Below are 15053 nucleotides of genomic sequence, written 5' to 3'. Positions count from 1 at the left end.
TCTCTTAAACCACGGTGAAGGGCTGGAGAACTGCTCATATGCGGATTTAAAGGCGAAAGTTGCTGACCGCACTCAACGTGCACGCGCGATGGCGCCAAGGTTAAGCGATCCGTCAAATTCTCAGCGGCATGCTGGCTATTGGAGAATTAGACAACCACTCCTGTCGCAAACGGGAGAGGTGAAAGAGATCAATCCAGATCCGGCAGCTTCTCGATGCCGTCGGTTGAGAGGGCCTTCAGATGCTCGGCAACGGTCTTGCCTGATATCATCCGGTCCGGGGCGATCTCGGCCAGCGGCACCAGGACGAAGGCGCGGGTAGTGGCGCGCGGGTGGGGGAGGTGCAGTTCCGGCTTGGCGATGACCACGTCGTCATAGGCGATCATGTCGAGATCGAGCGGCCGCGGACCCCAGTGCCCCTCGGCAACGCGGTTGCGGCCGAACTTGTGTTCGATCCTGTGCAGCGTGAACAACAGCGCGTGCGGATCGAGTTCGGTCTCGATCTCGATTGCCGCATTGACGAAGTGGTCCTGCGGCACATCTCCCACCGGCGGCGTGCTGTAGTCTGCCGAGCGTTCGATCAACGCGGCCTGCGTCATGCCGCAGATATTGCCGATCGCCTTGCGGAAGGTCATGCGGACATCGCCGACATTGCCGCCGAGCGCGATGAGGACGCTGGCCATCGGTTACGCCCGCGATCTGCGCAGCACCACGCCGACATCGTCGAAGATCGCGGCGATCGGCGCGTGCGGCTTGTGCACGGTGACCTTGACCGAGCTGATGCGCGGAAAATCCGCGAGCACCGCATCGGCCACCGCACCGGCGGCGCGTTCCAGCAGCTTGTAATTGGTGTCCTTGAAAGCGGCGATAGCGGTGGCGACGACATTGGCATAGGACACGGTATCGGCAAGGCGGTCGGTGCGCGAGGCAAGGTCGATATCGGCGTCGAGTTCGAGATCGATGACGAAGCGCTGCCCGACGACGCCTTCGTAATCGAGCACGCCGTGATGGGCATGCACGGATACGCCCTTGATGAAGATCATGTCGGTCATCTTAGTTCCTCGATGGCTGCGGTGACGCGCAGCGCCTGAACGGTTTCCGCGACGTCATGGGCGCGGACGATCTTGGCGCCGTGCCGCACCGCGAGCAGATGCGCGGCGAGCGATCCGCCAATGCGCTGCTGTGGCTCCGACGGTACGACGGTCGATATGAATTTCTTGCGCGAGGCGGCGATCAGTACAGGCAGGCCGAAACTGGTCAGCGCGTCGAACCGCGCCAGCGCAATCATGCTCTGCTCAGGCGTCTTGCCGAAGCCGATACCGGGGTCGAGTACGATGTGGCCCGCAGGGATGCCGGCCCTGGCGGCGATCTCCAGCGAGCGTGCGAAGAAGCTTTTCATGTCGGCGACGATATCGATGCTGCCATCGACGTCGTCGCGGTTATGCATGACGACGACAGGCGCGCTGTGCTCGGCGATGACGCGCGCCATGTCGGGATCGCGCTGCAGGCCCCAGATGTCATTGGCGATGGCGACGCCGGCGGCGAGCGCTTTGGCGACGACGGACGCCTTCATGCTGTCGATCGACACCGGCGTGCCGAGCGCGACGACGTCAGCCAGCACCGGCAAGAGCCGCGCCCACTCTTCATCGGCAGTGACCGGCCGGGACCCATAGGGCCGTGTGGACTCGGCGCCGATGTCGATGATCCCGGCGCCCTCGGCGATCATCCGCCGCGCCTGCGCCAGCGCGAGCTCCGGGGCATCGAACTGGCCGCCATCGGAGAAGGAATCCGGGGTGACATTCAGGATGCCCATCACGGCAGGCACCGGCGATGCCAGCAGCGCGGCCAGCACCGGGTGGGCGGTCGGAGCAGACGTGGTCGGACGCGCGATCATGAGGTCGCTTTGCGCGGTCGGGGGGAGGGAGTCAAGATCGAGGTGGTTGCCGGCCATCTCGGCTGTCATCCCCGCGAAAGCGGGGATCCATAACCACGGACGTCAAAGTTAGAACAGAGACGTGCCCACAGCGCTTTTATCAAATCTTCGGTGGCTATGGGTCCCCGCCTGCGCGGGGACGACAGCTGAGAGACCGGGTCCGGCCTCAATACGAAATCTTCAGCGGCAGCTGGCGGGCCCTTTCGATCAGGTCGCCGACGGACTTCTCCGAGGGCATCACCCGGACCAGCTTGCGCTTGTCGTTGGCGTCGCGCATCGCCTGAGCAAGGCGGGACGGGTTGCGGTGGGTCAATTCGCGTACCGTGTTGACGCCGGAGGCGCGGAGCAGTTCAGCCTTGGCCTTGCCCATGCCGGGGATGCGCAGGTAGTCGGCGAGGTTCGCCCATTCGAGCAGCTGCTGTTCGCTGAACCCGGTCTTGGCAGCGAGTTCCTTGCGGCACTTCGCGGAGTGAGCGGCGTCCAGCAGCCCTTCCATGGTGCGGATGCCTGCCTTTTTCAGTTTGGTCGCGGCGAAGGCCGTCAAACCGTCAATCTTGGAGATGGGATATGTCATGGTACTCAGACGTATGAAGATCGGACGTATGAAGATGCTGGACGCTTACGCGCGGCTGCTGACGTAACAGACGGTCAGGAGAACTGGCTCAGGCCAGGTGTGCCGGCAACGATCTCGTCCATGGCATCCGCGCCGATCTTCTCGCGGCCGAACTTGAACAGCTCGCGCGCGACGCTCTGGATCTCGCCCATGCCGAGGCCGAGACCCATCAGCTTGCTGCCCAGGGCCATGATGCCGCCGCCCATCAGGCTGCTCAATCCACCACCGCCCTCTGACGATGCGATGGCCGCATCCGCACCCGGAATTTTTTCGATGAGCGCATTGACCGGCGCGGCCGGTGCTTCCTTGCGCAGGAACCCCAAGATAATGCCGACAGCCTTTTCAGCCACAGCTTCGTCGATGCCGACCTTTGCGGTCAGCGCTTTGATCAATTCGTCCATGATGCCCCGCCTCACATCGGTTGAGTGCCGATGCCCTTATGTTGAAAAGTGATCTTGAGCCGCTGTGATTCGAATTACAAGCGCGCCAACTCGCCCGACGTGCGATTCAGTGTGATCGCGTATCGAGTGTTGCACCAATGCAAGAGCAAACGTGAAATTTTGGTCAATTGTTCGCAGATGCGACAGCGCCGTACTTTGGAAAGAGCAAAAAGATACGGCTTGTGTTTCGTCCGTGGGAACGACGGACGGGTTTCAGGTGTGGCGGGAACGCTTTGCGTTTCAATCGCTCGCCAAGATGCGGTAAGATCATGGTGAGCCGCAAATTTTTTTGAAATCTTTTTCTTGATGCGCGCGACAGAGGCGATCCGATGGCGACCACCGAACTGAAGTCAGGCGATACCGACGGCAAGATCTTCATCGGCAAGGGCGACCAACCGGCATGGCTGACGTTGGCCCTCGGCAATCGCCACGGTCTCGTCACGGGCGCGACGGGAACAGGTAAAACCGTATCGCTGCAGGTGATGGCGGAGGGCTTTGCACGTGCCGGTGTGCCTGTCTTCGCTGCGGACATCAAGGGCGACCTCTCGGGTATCGCCGAAGTCGGCGAAGGCAAGGACTTCATTTTGCAGCGCGCCAAGGAGATGGCGCTGACGTTCCAGCCCGATCAGTTCTCGACCGTGTTCTGGGACGTGTTCGGCGAGCAGGGCCATCCGGTGCGCGCGACCATTTCGGAGATGGGGCCACTGCTGCTGGCGCGGCTGCTCGATCTCAACGATGTGCAGGAAGGCGTGCTCAACGTCGCCTTCCGCGTCGCCGACGAGAACGGCCTGACGCTGCTCGACATGAAGGATCTGCGCGCGCTGCTCGATGCCATCGTGCCGATGACCGCCAAGAAGGACGAGGTCGATCCGCTTGCCGATGTCCGCAAGTCGGCCTTGAGCTTCGGAAACGTCACCAAGGCGACAATCGGCACCATCCAGCGCCAATTGCTCGTGCTGGAGAACCAGGGCGCCGATAAATTCTTCGGCGAGCCGGCACTGGAGCTGAAAGATTTTCTCAAGACCGACCGCGACGGCCGCGGCATGGTCAATATCCTGGTCGCCGACAAGCTGATGTCGAGCCCGCGGCTTTACGCAACCTTCCTGCTGTGGCTGCTCTCGGAATTGTTTGAGGAATTGCCCGAAGTCGGCGATCTGCCGAAGCCCAAACTGGTGTTCTTCTTCGACGAAGCGCATCTCTTGTTCAACGATGCGCCGAAGGCGCTGCTCGACAAGATCGAACAGGTGGTGCGCCTGATCCGCTCCAAGGGTGTCGGCGTCTATTTCGTCACCCAGAACCCGATCGATGTGCCCGATCGCGTACTCGCCCAGCTTGGTAACCGCGTTCAGCACGCTCTGCGCGCCTTCACGCCGCGGGACCAGAAGGCGGTGCAGGCGGCAGCACAGACCTTCCGTGCCAATCCGAAACTCGACACGGCCACGGTCATCACCGAACTCGGCAAGGGCGAGGCACTGGTCTCGTTCCTCGAAGGCAACGGCACGCCTGCGATGGTCGAACGCATCATGGTGCGTCCGCCGACCGCACGTATCGGGCCGATCACGCCTGAGGAGCGCAAGGCGATCCTCGCGGCGAGCCCGGTGAAGGGCAAATACGACACCGCGATCGATTCCGAATCCGCCTACGAGACGCTGCAGAAGCGCATCGCCGGCACGGCGGCGACGCCGGCTGAGGCTGGCGACGCGGCGGGCGGTGGCGGCGGTGGTGGTGGATTTTTGGGCCAGCTCGGTGCGATCGTCGGCACCATCTTCGGCACCAATACCGGCCGTAACCGGCTCTCCACCGGCCAGGTGATTGCGCGGAGCGTCACCCGCAGCGTGACCAACAAGGTCGTCGGTGGCATCGTCGCCAATATCGGCAAGCAGGTGGGCGGCTCGCTGGGAAGCTCGATCGGCCGCGAGATCGTGCGCGGGACGCTTGGCGGGATTTTGAAGCGGTAAGGACCGTCCAGACTGTCCATTATGCACCCGCCCGCGGCTTTGCAGGTCCCGGCGCCATCTGCTACCCACCGCGGTCTGAACGCGCTGCCTTGGCGCGTCTTTGAAGCGGGACTGCGAAGTGACGAAAAGTGACGGCGAAATGCCGGTTTTGCGGTGGCCGTCCTTGCGGCAGCCGCTCGACGTGCTGTTCCTGATCACCTGCGTCCTGCTGACGGCGGATGTGCTCGTTCCGGAAATCTTCGGCAACGGCAAGACCAAGGACTACGCGCTGTGGTTCTGGGCGGGGCGGCAGGTGCTGCATGGTGCGCCGCTCTATGAGGCCAAGACCAATGGTGCGCTGGACTTCATCTATCCGCCGCTGTCCGCGGTTTTGCTGGCGCTGCCGAGCTGGTTCGGCAAGATCCCGCTTTATCTCTTGCTCTCGATCCTGAATTCGGCGGCCTGGGCGATCACCAGCCAGCTGTCCAATGCCATGACCGGCTCGAAGAAGATTCCGGCGGCCTGGCTCGCGGCGCTGCCGGGCTTTGCGACCATCACCTTCGTGTTCGACATGTACGATCTCGGCCAGCCCAATCTCGTGCTGCTGGCGATGATGCTGCTCGGCTTCTGGTGGATGCAGAAGGATCGGCCGTGGCTCGGCGGCAGCATGTTCGCGCTGGCAACCGCTATCAAGGTGTTTCCGGTGGCGGTGCTACCCTATCTGATCTGGCGGCGGCACTGGGCGGCCTCGGCCAGCATGATCATCTGCACGCTGCTGTTGCTCTATGTGGTGCCGGCGCCGTTTCGCGGCTTCGAGCGCAATGCGGCCGAGGTGAAGACCTGGTACACGGAAATGGTCGGCTCCAGCTCCGAGAAGGGGTTCGGCCAGCGCGACGAACAGAACTGGTCCTGGGTCAATCAGTCGATCATCGCGATGACGCATCGCCTGGTGCGGCCGATCGATTATTTCCAGGATGATCGCAAGCGTGGATCGGCCACGATGAACGTGATCGATGTCAGCTACAAAACCGCGAACCTGATCGTGCTCGCGGTGTCAGGTCTGATCGGCCTCGGCTTCATCTGGTCGCTTTTGCCGCGATCGAAACTCACGCCGCGCTCACGTGCCGAAGAACTCGGCATCCTGTTCTGCCTGATGACGGTGGCATCGCCGCTGGCGCGGCAATATTACTTCATGTGGCTGTTCCTGCCGCTCACTGTGTTGATGCATCGCGCCGCCGATGATCCCAGGCCGAATGTACGGACCGGGACATGGTGGCTGCTTGGCATCATTGGCATGCTGATGGCGCTGTCGATCCCGGTATTCCCGGCCATGCTGCAGGCCTGGGGCAATAATCTGCTGGCAACGGCCATCCTCGCTGGCGGATTGATCTGGCATATGCACCACCCGCCGGTGCTGCTAGATTCCACCGAAATTCCGGACCACCACGCTTAAGGAAATTCGCTCATGTCCAATACGCAGCTTGCATCCGTTCTCGATCGCGTCGATGCCGATTTCGACAAGGCCCTGGAGCGGTTGTTCGCGCTGTTGCGGATCCAGTCGATTTCCGCCGATCCGGCTTACGCCGAGGACTGCAAGGCGGCGGCAAAGCATCTGGCCGGCGAGATCGAGAGCCTGGGCTTCAACGCCGAGGTACGGCCGACGGCGGGCCATCCCGCCATCGTCGCGACCGCCAAGGGCAACACCGGCAAGCGGCCGCATGTTCTGTTCTATGGTCATTATGACGTTCAGCCGGTTGATCCGCTGAACCTGTGGCATCGTCCGCCGTTTGAGCCGGTCGTCACCAAACATGCCGATGGCCGCGACATCATCGTTGCGCGCGGCGCGCAGGACGACAAGGGCCAGCTCTCGACCTTCGTGGAAGCCTGCCGCGCCTGGGTGAATGTCACGGGCTCGCTGCCGATCGATCTCACCATCTGCATCGAAGGCGAAGAGGAGGTCGGCTCGAAGAATTTCGTGCCGTTCCTCGAAGCCAACAAGAAGGATCTCGCCGCCGATTTCGCGGTGGTCTGCGACACCGGCATGTGGGACCCGTCGACCCCGGCGATCACCACGTCGCTGCGCGGTCTCGTCTATGAAGAGGTGAAGATCACTGCAGCCAACCGCGATCTGCATTCCGGCATCTATGGCGGCGGTGCGCGCAATCCGATCCGCGTGCTGACCAATATTCTCGGCAAGCTGCATGACGACAATGGCCGCATCACCATTCCCGGCTTCTATGATGGCGTGAAGGATTTGCCTGCCGATATTCTGGCGCAGTGGAAGGGCCTCGGTCTCACCGCGGAGAGCTTCCTCAAGCCGATCGGTCTCTCCATTCCGGCAGGCGAGACAGGCCGCGAACTGATCGAACAGATCACGTCGCGCCCCACATGTGACATCAACGGCATCGTCGGCGGTTATACGGGCGAGGGCTCCAAGACGGTGATCGCCTCGCATGCCTCCGCCAAGGTTTCGTTCCGCATCGTCGAGGGCCAGAACCCCGGCAAGATCCGCGATGCGTTCCGTGCTTTCGTCACGTCGCAATTGCCCGGCGATTGCACCGCGGAGTTTCTCGATCATTCCAATGCGCCGGCGATCGCGCTCGACTGGAATATGAAGCCGCTGGCGGCGGCGCGCGATGCGCTGACCGACGAATGGGGCAAGCAGGCGCTGCTGATCGGCTCAGGTGCGTCGATTCCCATCGTCGCGGATTTCAAGCGCACGCTCGGTCTGGACTCGCTCCTGATCGGCTTCGGCCTCGATGACGACAATATCCATTCGCCGAACGAGAAGTACGACCTCAAGAGCTTCCACAAGGGCATCCGGTCGTGGGCGCGGATCATTGCGGCGCTGGCGGATGTGCCGCGTTAAACGCTCTCACTGTCATCGCCTGGCCTGGCGCGCACTTGCGCGCGAGGACCGGGCGATCCAGTAAACACTGCAGCTACAATGTATACTGGGTCACCCGGTCAAGCCGGGTGACGACAAGTGAGGATGCGGCTGTCCGTTGCCGGGGTTGAGGTACATCAAGGGCAGCGCAGATGTTTCTTGATCCAACGACAAGACAAAAAAGGGAGAGAACGCCGTGTCCGCATCCGAAATTGCGCAGTCTCATTTTTCTGCGGCCATGGCCGCCGCACAAGCCGCCGGGGTCGATCAGGATAGCGTCTGTCGCTCCCTCGTGAATCTCGTGGTCTCGAAGTATCTGGAGACAAGGACCACGGCTGACGTACAGTCGGAGCTGCGTTTCGTTGCGGACAATTGCGATCCCGACACGGACTTTGCGTTTATGCGGCCGTGATTAATCCCGTCATTCCGGGGCAGAACCGACGCCGCAGGCGACGGGGCTGAACCCGGAATCCCGATGTGGCCTGGCTCTCTATCGGAGACTCTCATGCCGAGATTCCGGGTTCGCGTGCGGCTGCCGCCGCACACGCCCCGGAATGACGAGTGTGGTTGACGCGTAAAAAAACGCCGCCCGGAATTGGACGGCGTTTTGAATCACTGTGTAGAGGTATGTAACCTCTCTATAGCACCAAATCTCAGGTTTTGTAAGACGGATCGCGGCGGTCGAGCTTGCGCAGCATCGGCGGCCAGACCAGCTTGGTCGAGCGCAATTCGGCCTTGTCGGGGTTGCCCACCAACGCGGCGTTCTTGTCGATGACGATCTGGTCGACCGGATAGGCGGTCGGGCCGAGCATCCGGGTGCGGACCTGCATGGTGCAGGCACGTTCCAGATAATACATGCGCTCGAACGCCGAGGCGACCGAGCGGCCGACGGTCAGCGTGCCGTGATTGCGCAGCAGCATGGCGTTCTTGGTGCCGAGATCCTTCTGCAGGCGGGGGCGTTCGTCGTGATCGAGCGCGACGCCTTCATAGTCGTGATAGGCGAGTTCGGGGATCACGAGCTGAGCAGTCTGGTTCAGGGGCTGCAGGCCCTCCATGCAGGAGGCCACTGCGGTGCCGTCCGGCGTGTGCAGATGCATCACGCAGCCGGCGTCTTCGCGGACTTCGTGGATTGCCGAATGGATGGTGAAGCCGGCCGGGTTGATGCTGTATTCGCTTTCGGACAGCTGGTTGCCGTCGAGATCGACCTTGACCAGCGACGATGCCGTGATCTCTTCGAAGATCAGGCCATAGGGATTGATCAGGAAGTGATGGTCGGGGCCGGGCACGCGGGCGGAGATGTGGGTGTCGATGAGATCGTCCCAGCCGTAGAGCGCAACGAGGCGATAGGCAGCGGCGAGATTGACGCGCTGGGCCCATTCACCCTCGCTCATATGCGATGGCACTTCCTTGAGGCGGGCTTCGGCTGGTGACATGGTGAGTGCTCCCGGATTGACTGGCAGTGTTTTGGCGTTTGGCTGATGCCAGCCTAATCCCGCCCTGTTGCGGCAGCAAGCCGGACGGTTTGCGCGGCAGACATGCTTACCAGGGTGGCAGAAGGCCCGATCGCGACATTCAGGAACTGAAACGCGCGCGATAGTCCTGCGGCGTGGTAGAAAGCAATCGCAGGAAGCTGCGTCGCATGGTTTCTTCGGAACCGAAGCCGCAGCGTTGCGAAATGCGTTTCACCGGCAGTTTCGTTTCCGAGAGCAGCCGCCGTGCGGCTTCGACGCGCAACTGCTCGACGGCGCGGGCGGGCGTGATGCCGGTGGCGTCCGCATAGTGCCGGCTGAAGCTGCGTTCGCTCATGCCGGCCTGTTCGGCCAGCATGGGCAGCGAGATATCGTCGGCGAGATGCTTGCCGATCCAGTCATGCAGCGCGCCGAACTTGTCGTCCGCGGTCTGCAGCGACAATGCCGCGCTGAATTGCGACTGGCCGCCGGGGCGCTTGAGAAACACCACGAGGTGACGCGCCACCATGAGCGCGACGCTGCGCCCGAGGTCTTCCTCCACCAATGCCAGCGTGAGATCGATCCCAGCGGTCACGCCAGCTGACGTCCAGAACGCGCCGTCGCGCACGAAGATCGGATCGGACTCCACATGCACGTCGGGGAAGCGCTGCGCCAGTTCGGAACACCAGGACCAGTGGGTCGCGGCACGGCGGCCGTCCAGTAGGCCGGTTGAGGCGAGCAGGAAGGCGCCGGTGCAGACCGAGGCGGTGCGCCGCGCCTTGGCCGCGCGCTTGCGCACCCAGGCGACCATAGCGGGATCGGAAGCGGCGGCATGGACGCCAGGACCGCCGGCAATCAACAGCGTGTCGATCGGTTCGGCCTGGCGCGGCAGATCGCTCACGGCGAGGCCAAGTCCGGCAGAGGCGGTCACACTATGGCCGCCGCGCGCGATCACGCGCAGCCTATAGGGCGCAGGTTGTCCCTTGCGTTGCACGATCTCATTGACCGTGGCGAAGACCTGCAGCGGGCCGGACACGTCGAGCAGTTGCACCGACGGGAACGCCAGCACGTCGATAACGCGCGGAACCGTCGCAACAGAGTTTGGCGGAGAACGAGGGGTCTTTGGCATATTCGCCAGACTGTGCCGGGCTAGGTTCGGCTTGTCCATTCACAAATGCTTGGAGCATTCCATGATCCCGCCAGACCAACATCTCCAGATCGGCTCGCTGTTGTTTGAGGGGCTTGACCAGATCGATCTCACCGGCCCGTTCGAAGTGCTGTCGCGGATCCCGAATTCGACCTATCGAATCTATGGCAAGACCACCGATCCCGTGCGCGACTACAGGGGGCTCCGTATTACGCCGGATGCCGCCATTGGCGACGCGCCCCAGCTCGACGTGCTGCATGTGCCCGGCGGCTTCGGTCAGGAGGCGCTGATGGACGATACGGTCGTGCTCGACTGGATCCGCGCACAGGCCGGACATGCGCGCGTCTTCTCGGTCTGCACCGGCGCGCTGATCTGCGGCGCTGCGGGATTGCTGATGGGCCGCCGCGCGACCACGCATTGGGCGTCGTTTCATCTGCTGCGCTATTTTGGCGCAACGCCGGTCAACGAGCGCGTGGTGATCGACGGCGACTGGATCTTCGCCGCCGGCGTGACGTCGGGCATCGATGGCGCGCTGCGTCTGGCTGCAGAACTGCGCGGCGACGAGGTGGCGCAGGGAATTCAGCTGTTCATGGAATATGCGCCACAGCCGCCGTTCAACAGCGGCACGCCCGAAACCGCACCGGCGACGGTGCTGGCGCAGACCCGTCAGTCGGTGGCGAAGATCACCGCGCAACGCGAGGCCACCGCACAACGAATCGCGACGAAGCTTGGCATCATCGTGCCGACAGCGGCGGAGTGAGTTGCGCAAGCCGCTTCTAATATGATCGAAAGGATCATGATCATGAACCTCACGCACATCCATGCATTTACCCAAGCGATGCAGCGCAAAGACCTCGATGCCATGCTCTCGCATATGGCCGACGACATCGTGCTGAAGACACCACTCGCTGCCGAGCCCTTCAGAGGCAAGGCTGCGATCCGGCCGGTGGTGACAGCGCTGCTGGGTGTCGTCGACGCATTCGACTTCCGTGAGATCCTGCAGGGGCTGGAACATGTTTCGGCATTCTTCGGCATCACCGTCGGTAGTGAACGACTCGATGGCGTCGACTACTGGCGTCTGAACGATGCCGGCCTCATAGAGGAAATGACGGTGCTGTGGCGACCGCTGCCGGCGGCGCTGGCCGTCGAGAAGAAGCTCGCGGCTGCATAGGAACGCGTCAGCCCTTCGGCCGCTTCGGTGCCTTGCCGGAGCGGCCGCGTGGCGGAGCTGTGGCGCGCAGCACCTGTCCGACGATGGCGGCGGCCTTGTCGATCTCCTGTTCGTTCCAGGCGGAAAAGCCCATGAACAATCCCTGGCCGGCCACAGGTCCGGTGAAATACATCGATAGCGGGCGGCCGGTCACGCCGAGCTCGGCAAGTCGTGCCGAAATGGCGCGGTCGTCGCGATCGAGATCGAGATGGGCGAGCAACTGCATGCCGCCGGCCGGCGGTTCGATCGTCAGGTGATCGCCGGCATGAACTTGCAGTGCCTGCAGCAGGTGATCGCGCCTGCTGCGATAGACACGCGTCATCTTGCGGATATGCGCCGCGAAGTGACCGTCGTCGATGAATTCGGCCAGCGCATCCTGCACCGGCGCCGGCACGATATGGCTGCCGTGGCGCTGCGCCTTTTCGAACAGGTCGGCAAGATCCGGCGGCACGATGGCGTAGCCGCTGCGCACATCCGCGAACATCGGTTTCGAGAACGTGCCCACATAGAACACGCGGCCGCTGTCATCGAGGCCTTGCAGGGCGGCGACGGGGCGGCCGTCATAGTGGAATTCGCTGTCATAGTCGTCCTCGACGATGGCAGCCCCGATGTCATTGGCAAATGCAAGCAATTGCTGCCGCCGGCTCACAGGCATCAGCCGTCCGGTGGGGTGCTGATGCGACGGGGTCACGAAGATCAGCCGCGGGCGATCGCGCCGGCCTTTGATGGAGAGGCCGCTGCCATCCAGCGAAATGCCGCGCATGGTCGCGCCGGCCGCATTGAGCGCCGCATATGCGCCGCCATAGCCGGGGCTTTCGACCCAGGCGAGATCGCCGGCATCGAGTAACACGCGCGCGATGAGTTCAAGCGCAGACTGCGCCGATGGCATCAGGATGATCTGTCGTGCCTCGGCCCGCACGCCGCGATAGGCGATGAGATGGCGGAGCAGGGCGTTGCGCAACGAGGCGCGATTGATGGCGGGATCGCCGGTCGATCCGCGTCGCGCCGCGCGGCGCAGGCAGCGCGCCCAGATGTCGTGGGGAAACAGCCGCGCATCTGCCAGCGCCGGGGCCAACAGCAGTGGCCGCCCTTTGTTGATGAACGGCCAATCCGACTTCTGCACGCGCTCGGCCCAGCGCGACAGGCCGAGCGGCTTCGGCGTCTTGCCGGCAATGTTGGGCCCGGTCAGCAACGCCTTGCGCTCAGCGGCGGCGACCGTCGGGCGTCGTCCCTGCGCGACGTCGAGATAGCCTTCCATGGCCAACTGATCGATGACGGACGAGACGGTGTTGCGGGCGAGGCCGAGCTGCTGCGCGCAGTCGCGGCTCGACGGCAGGCGATGGCCCGGCGGCAGCGCGCCGCTCAGGATCGCCGCACGGAGCTGATCATAGAGCTGCCGCGTCAACGTCTCGCCGCTCGCGGATCCGCGAGCGATATCGATCAGCCCTGCGAGAATGTCGCCCATTAAACTGGCTCAGTCATTTTTACTGGAATGGATCTTTGATTGGGGCCAGTAAAACCTAGTGTCCTCGGTCTGTCGAGTGCGCCATGCACCGAAGCCGTGAGATGAAGCCATGTCCGAATATCCCCTGTCGCGCCGCACGGCGCTGCTTTTGTTTGCCGTCGTCGTGACCATGTGGGGGCTGAACTGGACGCTGACGAAATTTCTGGTGCAGCACATTTCGCCGCTGTGGTCGGTGGCGATCCGCGCGATCGTTGCCACGCTCGCTCTTGCGGCGATTACGCTGGCGCGCCGGCAATTCATCGTGCCGCGGCGCGGCGACATGCCTGTGATCGTCAGTGTCGCGGTGCTGCATATGGGCCTATTCTCGGTGCTCGTTGCCTTCGGCCTGCAATTCGTGCCGGTCGGGCGCTCCATCGTCCTCGGCTACACCACGCCGCTCTGGGTCGCGCCCGCCGCGTGGTTGCTGCTGCGCGAACCCGTTCCGCGAGAACGTCTCGCGGGCATCGTGCTCGGGCTTGCCGGCATCGCGGTCATGTTCAACCCGTCGGCGTTCGACTGGAGCAACGGCAACGCGCTGATCGGCAGCGGGCTGCTGTTGCTCGCGGCTTTGTGCTGGGCGGCGAATATCGTCTATGTCCGCGGCCACCGCTGGATCTCCGAGCCGTTTCAACTCGTGTTCTGGCAGGCGCTGCTCGCGAGCGTGCTGCTGACATCGCTGGCGCTGATCCGCGAAGGCGTCCCCGATATCGCCTGGACGCGCGAACTCGTCGGCGCATTGCTGTTCGGCGGGATCTTCGGCACGGCGCTGGCGCATTGGGCGATGGTGATCATCAACCGCAGCCTGCCGGCGACCATTACGTCGCTCGGTCTGCTGGCAACGCCGGTAATGGGCGTTGCGATTTCCGCGCTGGTGCTGGGCGAGGCGATCGAGCTGTCGCTGATCGCAGCGATGGCCATGATCCTTGGCGGGATCGTCATCGGAACGATGTCGCGCCGGAAGCCAGATGTTGTGCCGACGACGCAGCCTATCCCAGTTGCCGCCCGACCATCTCGCCAATCGCCGTGAACACCGTCTCCAATTGCGGAGTCGTCGGCGTGCCGCCCTGCGTATAGGCGGCGATGACGACGGGCTGGTCCGGCTTCGGCCAAGTCACGGCGATGTCGCCGGCGGCGTCCTTGCCGTTATTGCCGGTCTTGTCCCCGATCTTCCATGTCTTCGGCAACCCGGCGCGCAGGCGCTTGTCGCCGGTCTTGCAGTTCACCATCCAGTCGGTGAGCTGATCGCGCGACGTGGGCGTCAGCACATTGCCGGTGACGAAGCGTTTGACGTTGCCGGCCATCGCGGCAGGCGTGGTCGTGTCCTGCGGATTGCCGGGACGCGACCGGTTCAATAGCGGCTCGTTGTGATCGAGGCGCGAGACGCCGTCGCCGGTCTTGGTCCAGAAGGCGGTGAGGGCGGCCGGACCGCCGACGCGCGCCAGCAGCATGTTGGCGCAGGTGTTGTCGCTGAGTTCGACGATGGCCTTGCACATGTCGGCGACCGAGAGCGCGCCCTTGGCAAGATTGTCGCGCGCGACCGGTGCATATTGCAGAAGGTCTGCAGCGGCATAGGCAATCATCTGATCGGGCTTGTCTTCGCCGCGGTCGATGCGGGCGAGAACGCAGGCGGCGAGCGAGGCCTTGAACGTGCTGCACATCACGAAGCGCTCATGGGCGCGCCACGCGATCTTTGCGCCCGTCTTGAGGTTTTCGGCATAGACGCCGATCCGCCCGCCGGTGTCGCGTTCATAGGCTTGCAACGCTGCCGGCGCGTCCTTTGCCGTTTCCTTGGCAAAGGCCGGCCACGCCATGAGCGCCGGCGCAGCCGCCAGCAATGTTCGTCGATTGATCATCATGGCGTGTCATTCGCGGGCGAAGAGGGAGAATTGATGGCGGGCGATTGGAAGTCCGCAATTTCGCGGGGAAGGGGATTGCGC

General features: G+C 63.3%; 16 protein-coding genes. 7 read left to right on the top strand and 9 right to left on the bottom strand.

Features of this window, described 5'->3' with window-relative positions; translation table 11 throughout:
- Positions 1 to 188 precede the first annotated feature (188 nt).
- The 5 genes from folK to HP556_RS14635 form a co-directional block, all read right to left on the bottom strand.
- Positions 189 to 680: a 2-amino-4-hydroxy-6-hydroxymethyldihydropteridine diphosphokinase gene (gene folK / locus HP556_RS14655; RefSeq protein ID WP_175367504.1), complete on the bottom strand. Its 492-nt coding sequence runs from the start codon at positions 678 to 680 to the stop codon at positions 189 to 191.
- A 3-nt stretch (positions 681 to 683) separates the two neighbouring features.
- Positions 684 to 1049 (bottom strand): dihydroneopterin aldolase, encoded by a 366-nt coding sequence (gene folB / locus HP556_RS14650; protein WP_089266999.1) that lies wholly within the window; start codon positions 1047 to 1049, stop codon positions 684 to 686.
- Positions 1046 to 1891, bottom strand: a complete 846-nt coding sequence (gene folP / locus HP556_RS14645; protein ID WP_175367530.1) for a dihydropteroate synthase — start codon at positions 1889 to 1891, stop codon at positions 1046 to 1048. Before folP ends, folB begins: the two co-directional genes overlap by 4 nt.
- A gap of 205 nt (positions 1892 to 2096) precedes the next feature.
- Positions 2097 to 2504, bottom strand: a complete 408-nt coding sequence (locus HP556_RS14640) for a DUF4332 domain-containing protein (protein ID WP_175367503.1) — start codon at positions 2502 to 2504, stop codon at positions 2097 to 2099.
- A gap of 74 nt (positions 2505 to 2578) precedes the next feature.
- Positions 2579 to 2944 carry a hypothetical protein gene (locus HP556_RS14635; RefSeq protein ID WP_068734292.1) on the bottom strand — a complete coding sequence of 122 codons (366 nt, stop codon included), beginning with the start codon at positions 2942 to 2944 and terminating at the stop codon, positions 2579 to 2581.
- Positions 2945 to 3312: 368 nt separating this feature from the next.
- Here HP556_RS14635 and HP556_RS14630 point away from each other — a divergent pair, with 368 nt between their 5' ends.
- The 4 genes from HP556_RS14630 to HP556_RS14615 all read left to right on the top strand — a co-directional run bounded on the left by HP556_RS14630 (position 3313) and on the right by HP556_RS14615 (position 8219).
- Positions 3313 to 4941: a helicase HerA-like domain-containing protein gene (locus tag HP556_RS14630; RefSeq protein ID WP_175367502.1), complete on the top strand. Its 1629-nt coding sequence runs from the start codon at positions 3313 to 3315 to the stop codon at positions 4939 to 4941.
- 139 nt (positions 4942 to 5080) lie between these two features.
- The gene (locus tag HP556_RS14625; protein ID WP_175367529.1) at positions 5081 to 6373 is read left to right on the top strand and encodes a glycosyltransferase family 87 protein; all 1293 of its coding nucleotides are present in this window, start codon (positions 5081 to 5083) and stop codon (positions 6371 to 6373) included.
- Between the two features lie 12 nt (positions 6374 to 6385).
- On the top strand, positions 6386 to 7789 hold the full coding sequence (locus tag HP556_RS14620; RefSeq protein ID WP_175367501.1) for a M20/M25/M40 family metallo-hydrolase: 1404 nt from the start codon (positions 6386 to 6388) through the stop codon (positions 7787 to 7789).
- 214 nt (positions 7790 to 8003) lie between these two features.
- On the top strand, positions 8004 to 8219 hold the full coding sequence (locus HP556_RS14615; protein ID WP_175367500.1) for a hypothetical protein: 216 nt from the start codon (positions 8004 to 8006) through the stop codon (positions 8217 to 8219).
- A gap of 241 nt (positions 8220 to 8460) precedes the next feature.
- Here HP556_RS14615 and HP556_RS14610 read toward each other — a convergent pair whose 3' ends face one another.
- Together HP556_RS14610 and HP556_RS14605 are read right to left on the bottom strand one after the other, a co-directional pair.
- The gene (locus HP556_RS14610) at positions 8461 to 9240 is read right to left on the bottom strand and encodes a class II aldolase/adducin family protein (protein WP_089267004.1); all 780 of its coding nucleotides are present in this window, start codon (positions 9238 to 9240) and stop codon (positions 8461 to 8463) included.
- 139 nt (positions 9241 to 9379) lie between these two features.
- Positions 9380 to 10384 carry a GlxA family transcriptional regulator gene (locus tag HP556_RS14605; RefSeq protein WP_175367528.1) on the bottom strand — a complete coding sequence of 335 codons (1005 nt, stop codon included), beginning with the start codon at positions 10382 to 10384 and terminating at the stop codon, positions 9380 to 9382.
- 61 nt (positions 10385 to 10445) lie between these two features.
- Between HP556_RS14605 and HP556_RS14600 the strand changes: the two genes are divergently transcribed.
- Both HP556_RS14600 and HP556_RS14595 read left to right on the top strand, forming a co-directional pair.
- The gene (locus tag HP556_RS14600) at positions 10446 to 11162 is read left to right on the top strand and encodes a DJ-1/PfpI family protein (protein WP_175367499.1); all 717 of its coding nucleotides are present in this window, start codon (positions 10446 to 10448) and stop codon (positions 11160 to 11162) included.
- Positions 11163 to 11204: 42 nt separating this feature from the next.
- A complete protein-coding gene (locus tag HP556_RS14595; RefSeq protein WP_175367498.1) occupies positions 11205 to 11573 on the top strand; it encodes a nuclear transport factor 2 family protein in 369 nt (122 codons plus the stop codon).
- 7 nt (positions 11574 to 11580) lie between these two features.
- On the opposite strand, the gene pdxR is transcribed toward HP556_RS14595, so the two are convergent.
- A complete protein-coding gene (pdxR, locus tag HP556_RS14590) occupies positions 11581 to 13077 on the bottom strand; it encodes a MocR-like pyridoxine biosynthesis transcription factor PdxR (protein ID WP_175367497.1) in 1497 nt (498 codons plus the stop codon).
- Between the two features lie 109 nt (positions 13078 to 13186).
- Between pdxR and HP556_RS14585 the strand changes: the two genes are divergently transcribed.
- Positions 13187 to 14143: a DMT family transporter gene (locus HP556_RS14585; RefSeq protein WP_175367496.1), complete on the top strand. Its 957-nt coding sequence runs from the start codon at positions 13187 to 13189 to the stop codon at positions 14141 to 14143.
- On the opposite strand, the gene bla is transcribed toward HP556_RS14585, so the two are convergent.
- Entirely contained in the window at positions 14103 to 14972 is an 870-nt protein-coding gene (gene bla, locus HP556_RS14580; RefSeq protein ID WP_175367495.1) for a class A beta-lactamase, read from the bottom strand. The two genes, HP556_RS14585 and bla, sit on opposite strands and share 41 nt — an antisense overlap.
- Positions 14973 to 15053: the final 81 nt, after the last annotated feature.

The sequence above is a fragment of the Tardiphaga robiniae genome (genome assembly GCF_013359755.1).
Classification (GTDB): Bacteria; Pseudomonadota; Alphaproteobacteria; order Rhizobiales; family Xanthobacteraceae; genus Tardiphaga; species Tardiphaga robiniae.
This window is presented reverse-complemented; position numbering and strand designations above follow the sequence as displayed.

Coding starts and splice junctions, on each gene's coding strand:
- HP556_RS14625 (WP_175367529.1), top strand. CDS start 5,081: ATGCCGGTTTTGCGGTGGCCGTCCTTGCGGCAGCCGCTCGACGTGCTG.
- HP556_RS14620 (WP_175367501.1), top strand. CDS start 6,386: ATGTCCAATACGCAGCTTGCATCCGTTCTCGATCGCGTCGATGCCGAT.
- HP556_RS14605 (WP_175367528.1), bottom strand. CDS start 10,384: ATGCCAAAGACCCCTCGTTCTCCGCCAAACTCTGTTGCGACGGTTCCG.
- folK (WP_175367504.1), bottom strand. CDS start 680: ATGGCCAGCGTCCTCATCGCGCTCGGCGGCAATGTCGGCGATGTCCGC.
- HP556_RS14640 (WP_175367503.1), bottom strand. CDS start 2,504: ATGACATATCCCATCTCCAAGATTGACGGTTTGACGGCCTTCGCCGCG.
- pdxR (WP_175367497.1), bottom strand. CDS start 13,077: ATGGGCGACATTCTCGCAGGGCTGATCGATATCGCTCGCGGATCCGCG.
- folP (WP_175367530.1), bottom strand. CDS start 1,891: ATGATCGCGCGTCCGACCACGTCTGCTCCGACCGCCCACCCGGTGCTG.
- HP556_RS14600 (WP_175367499.1), top strand. CDS start 10,446: ATGATCCCGCCAGACCAACATCTCCAGATCGGCTCGCTGTTGTTTGAG.
- HP556_RS14595 (WP_175367498.1), top strand. CDS start 11,205: ATGAACCTCACGCACATCCATGCATTTACCCAAGCGATGCAGCGCAAA.
- HP556_RS14585 (WP_175367496.1), top strand. CDS start 13,187: ATGTCCGAATATCCCCTGTCGCGCCGCACGGCGCTGCTTTTGTTTGCC.
- HP556_RS14630 (WP_175367502.1), top strand. CDS start 3,313: ATGGCGACCACCGAACTGAAGTCAGGCGATACCGACGGCAAGATCTTC.
- HP556_RS14610 (WP_089267004.1), bottom strand. CDS start 9,240: ATGTCACCAGCCGAAGCCCGCCTCAAGGAAGTGCCATCGCATATGAGC.
- bla (WP_175367495.1), bottom strand. CDS start 14,972: ATGATGATCAATCGACGAACATTGCTGGCGGCTGCGCCGGCGCTCATG.
- folB (WP_089266999.1), bottom strand. CDS start 1,049: ATGACCGACATGATCTTCATCAAGGGCGTATCCGTGCATGCCCATCAC.
- HP556_RS14635 (WP_068734292.1), bottom strand. CDS start 2,944: ATGGACGAATTGATCAAAGCGCTGACCGCAAAGGTCGGCATCGACGAA.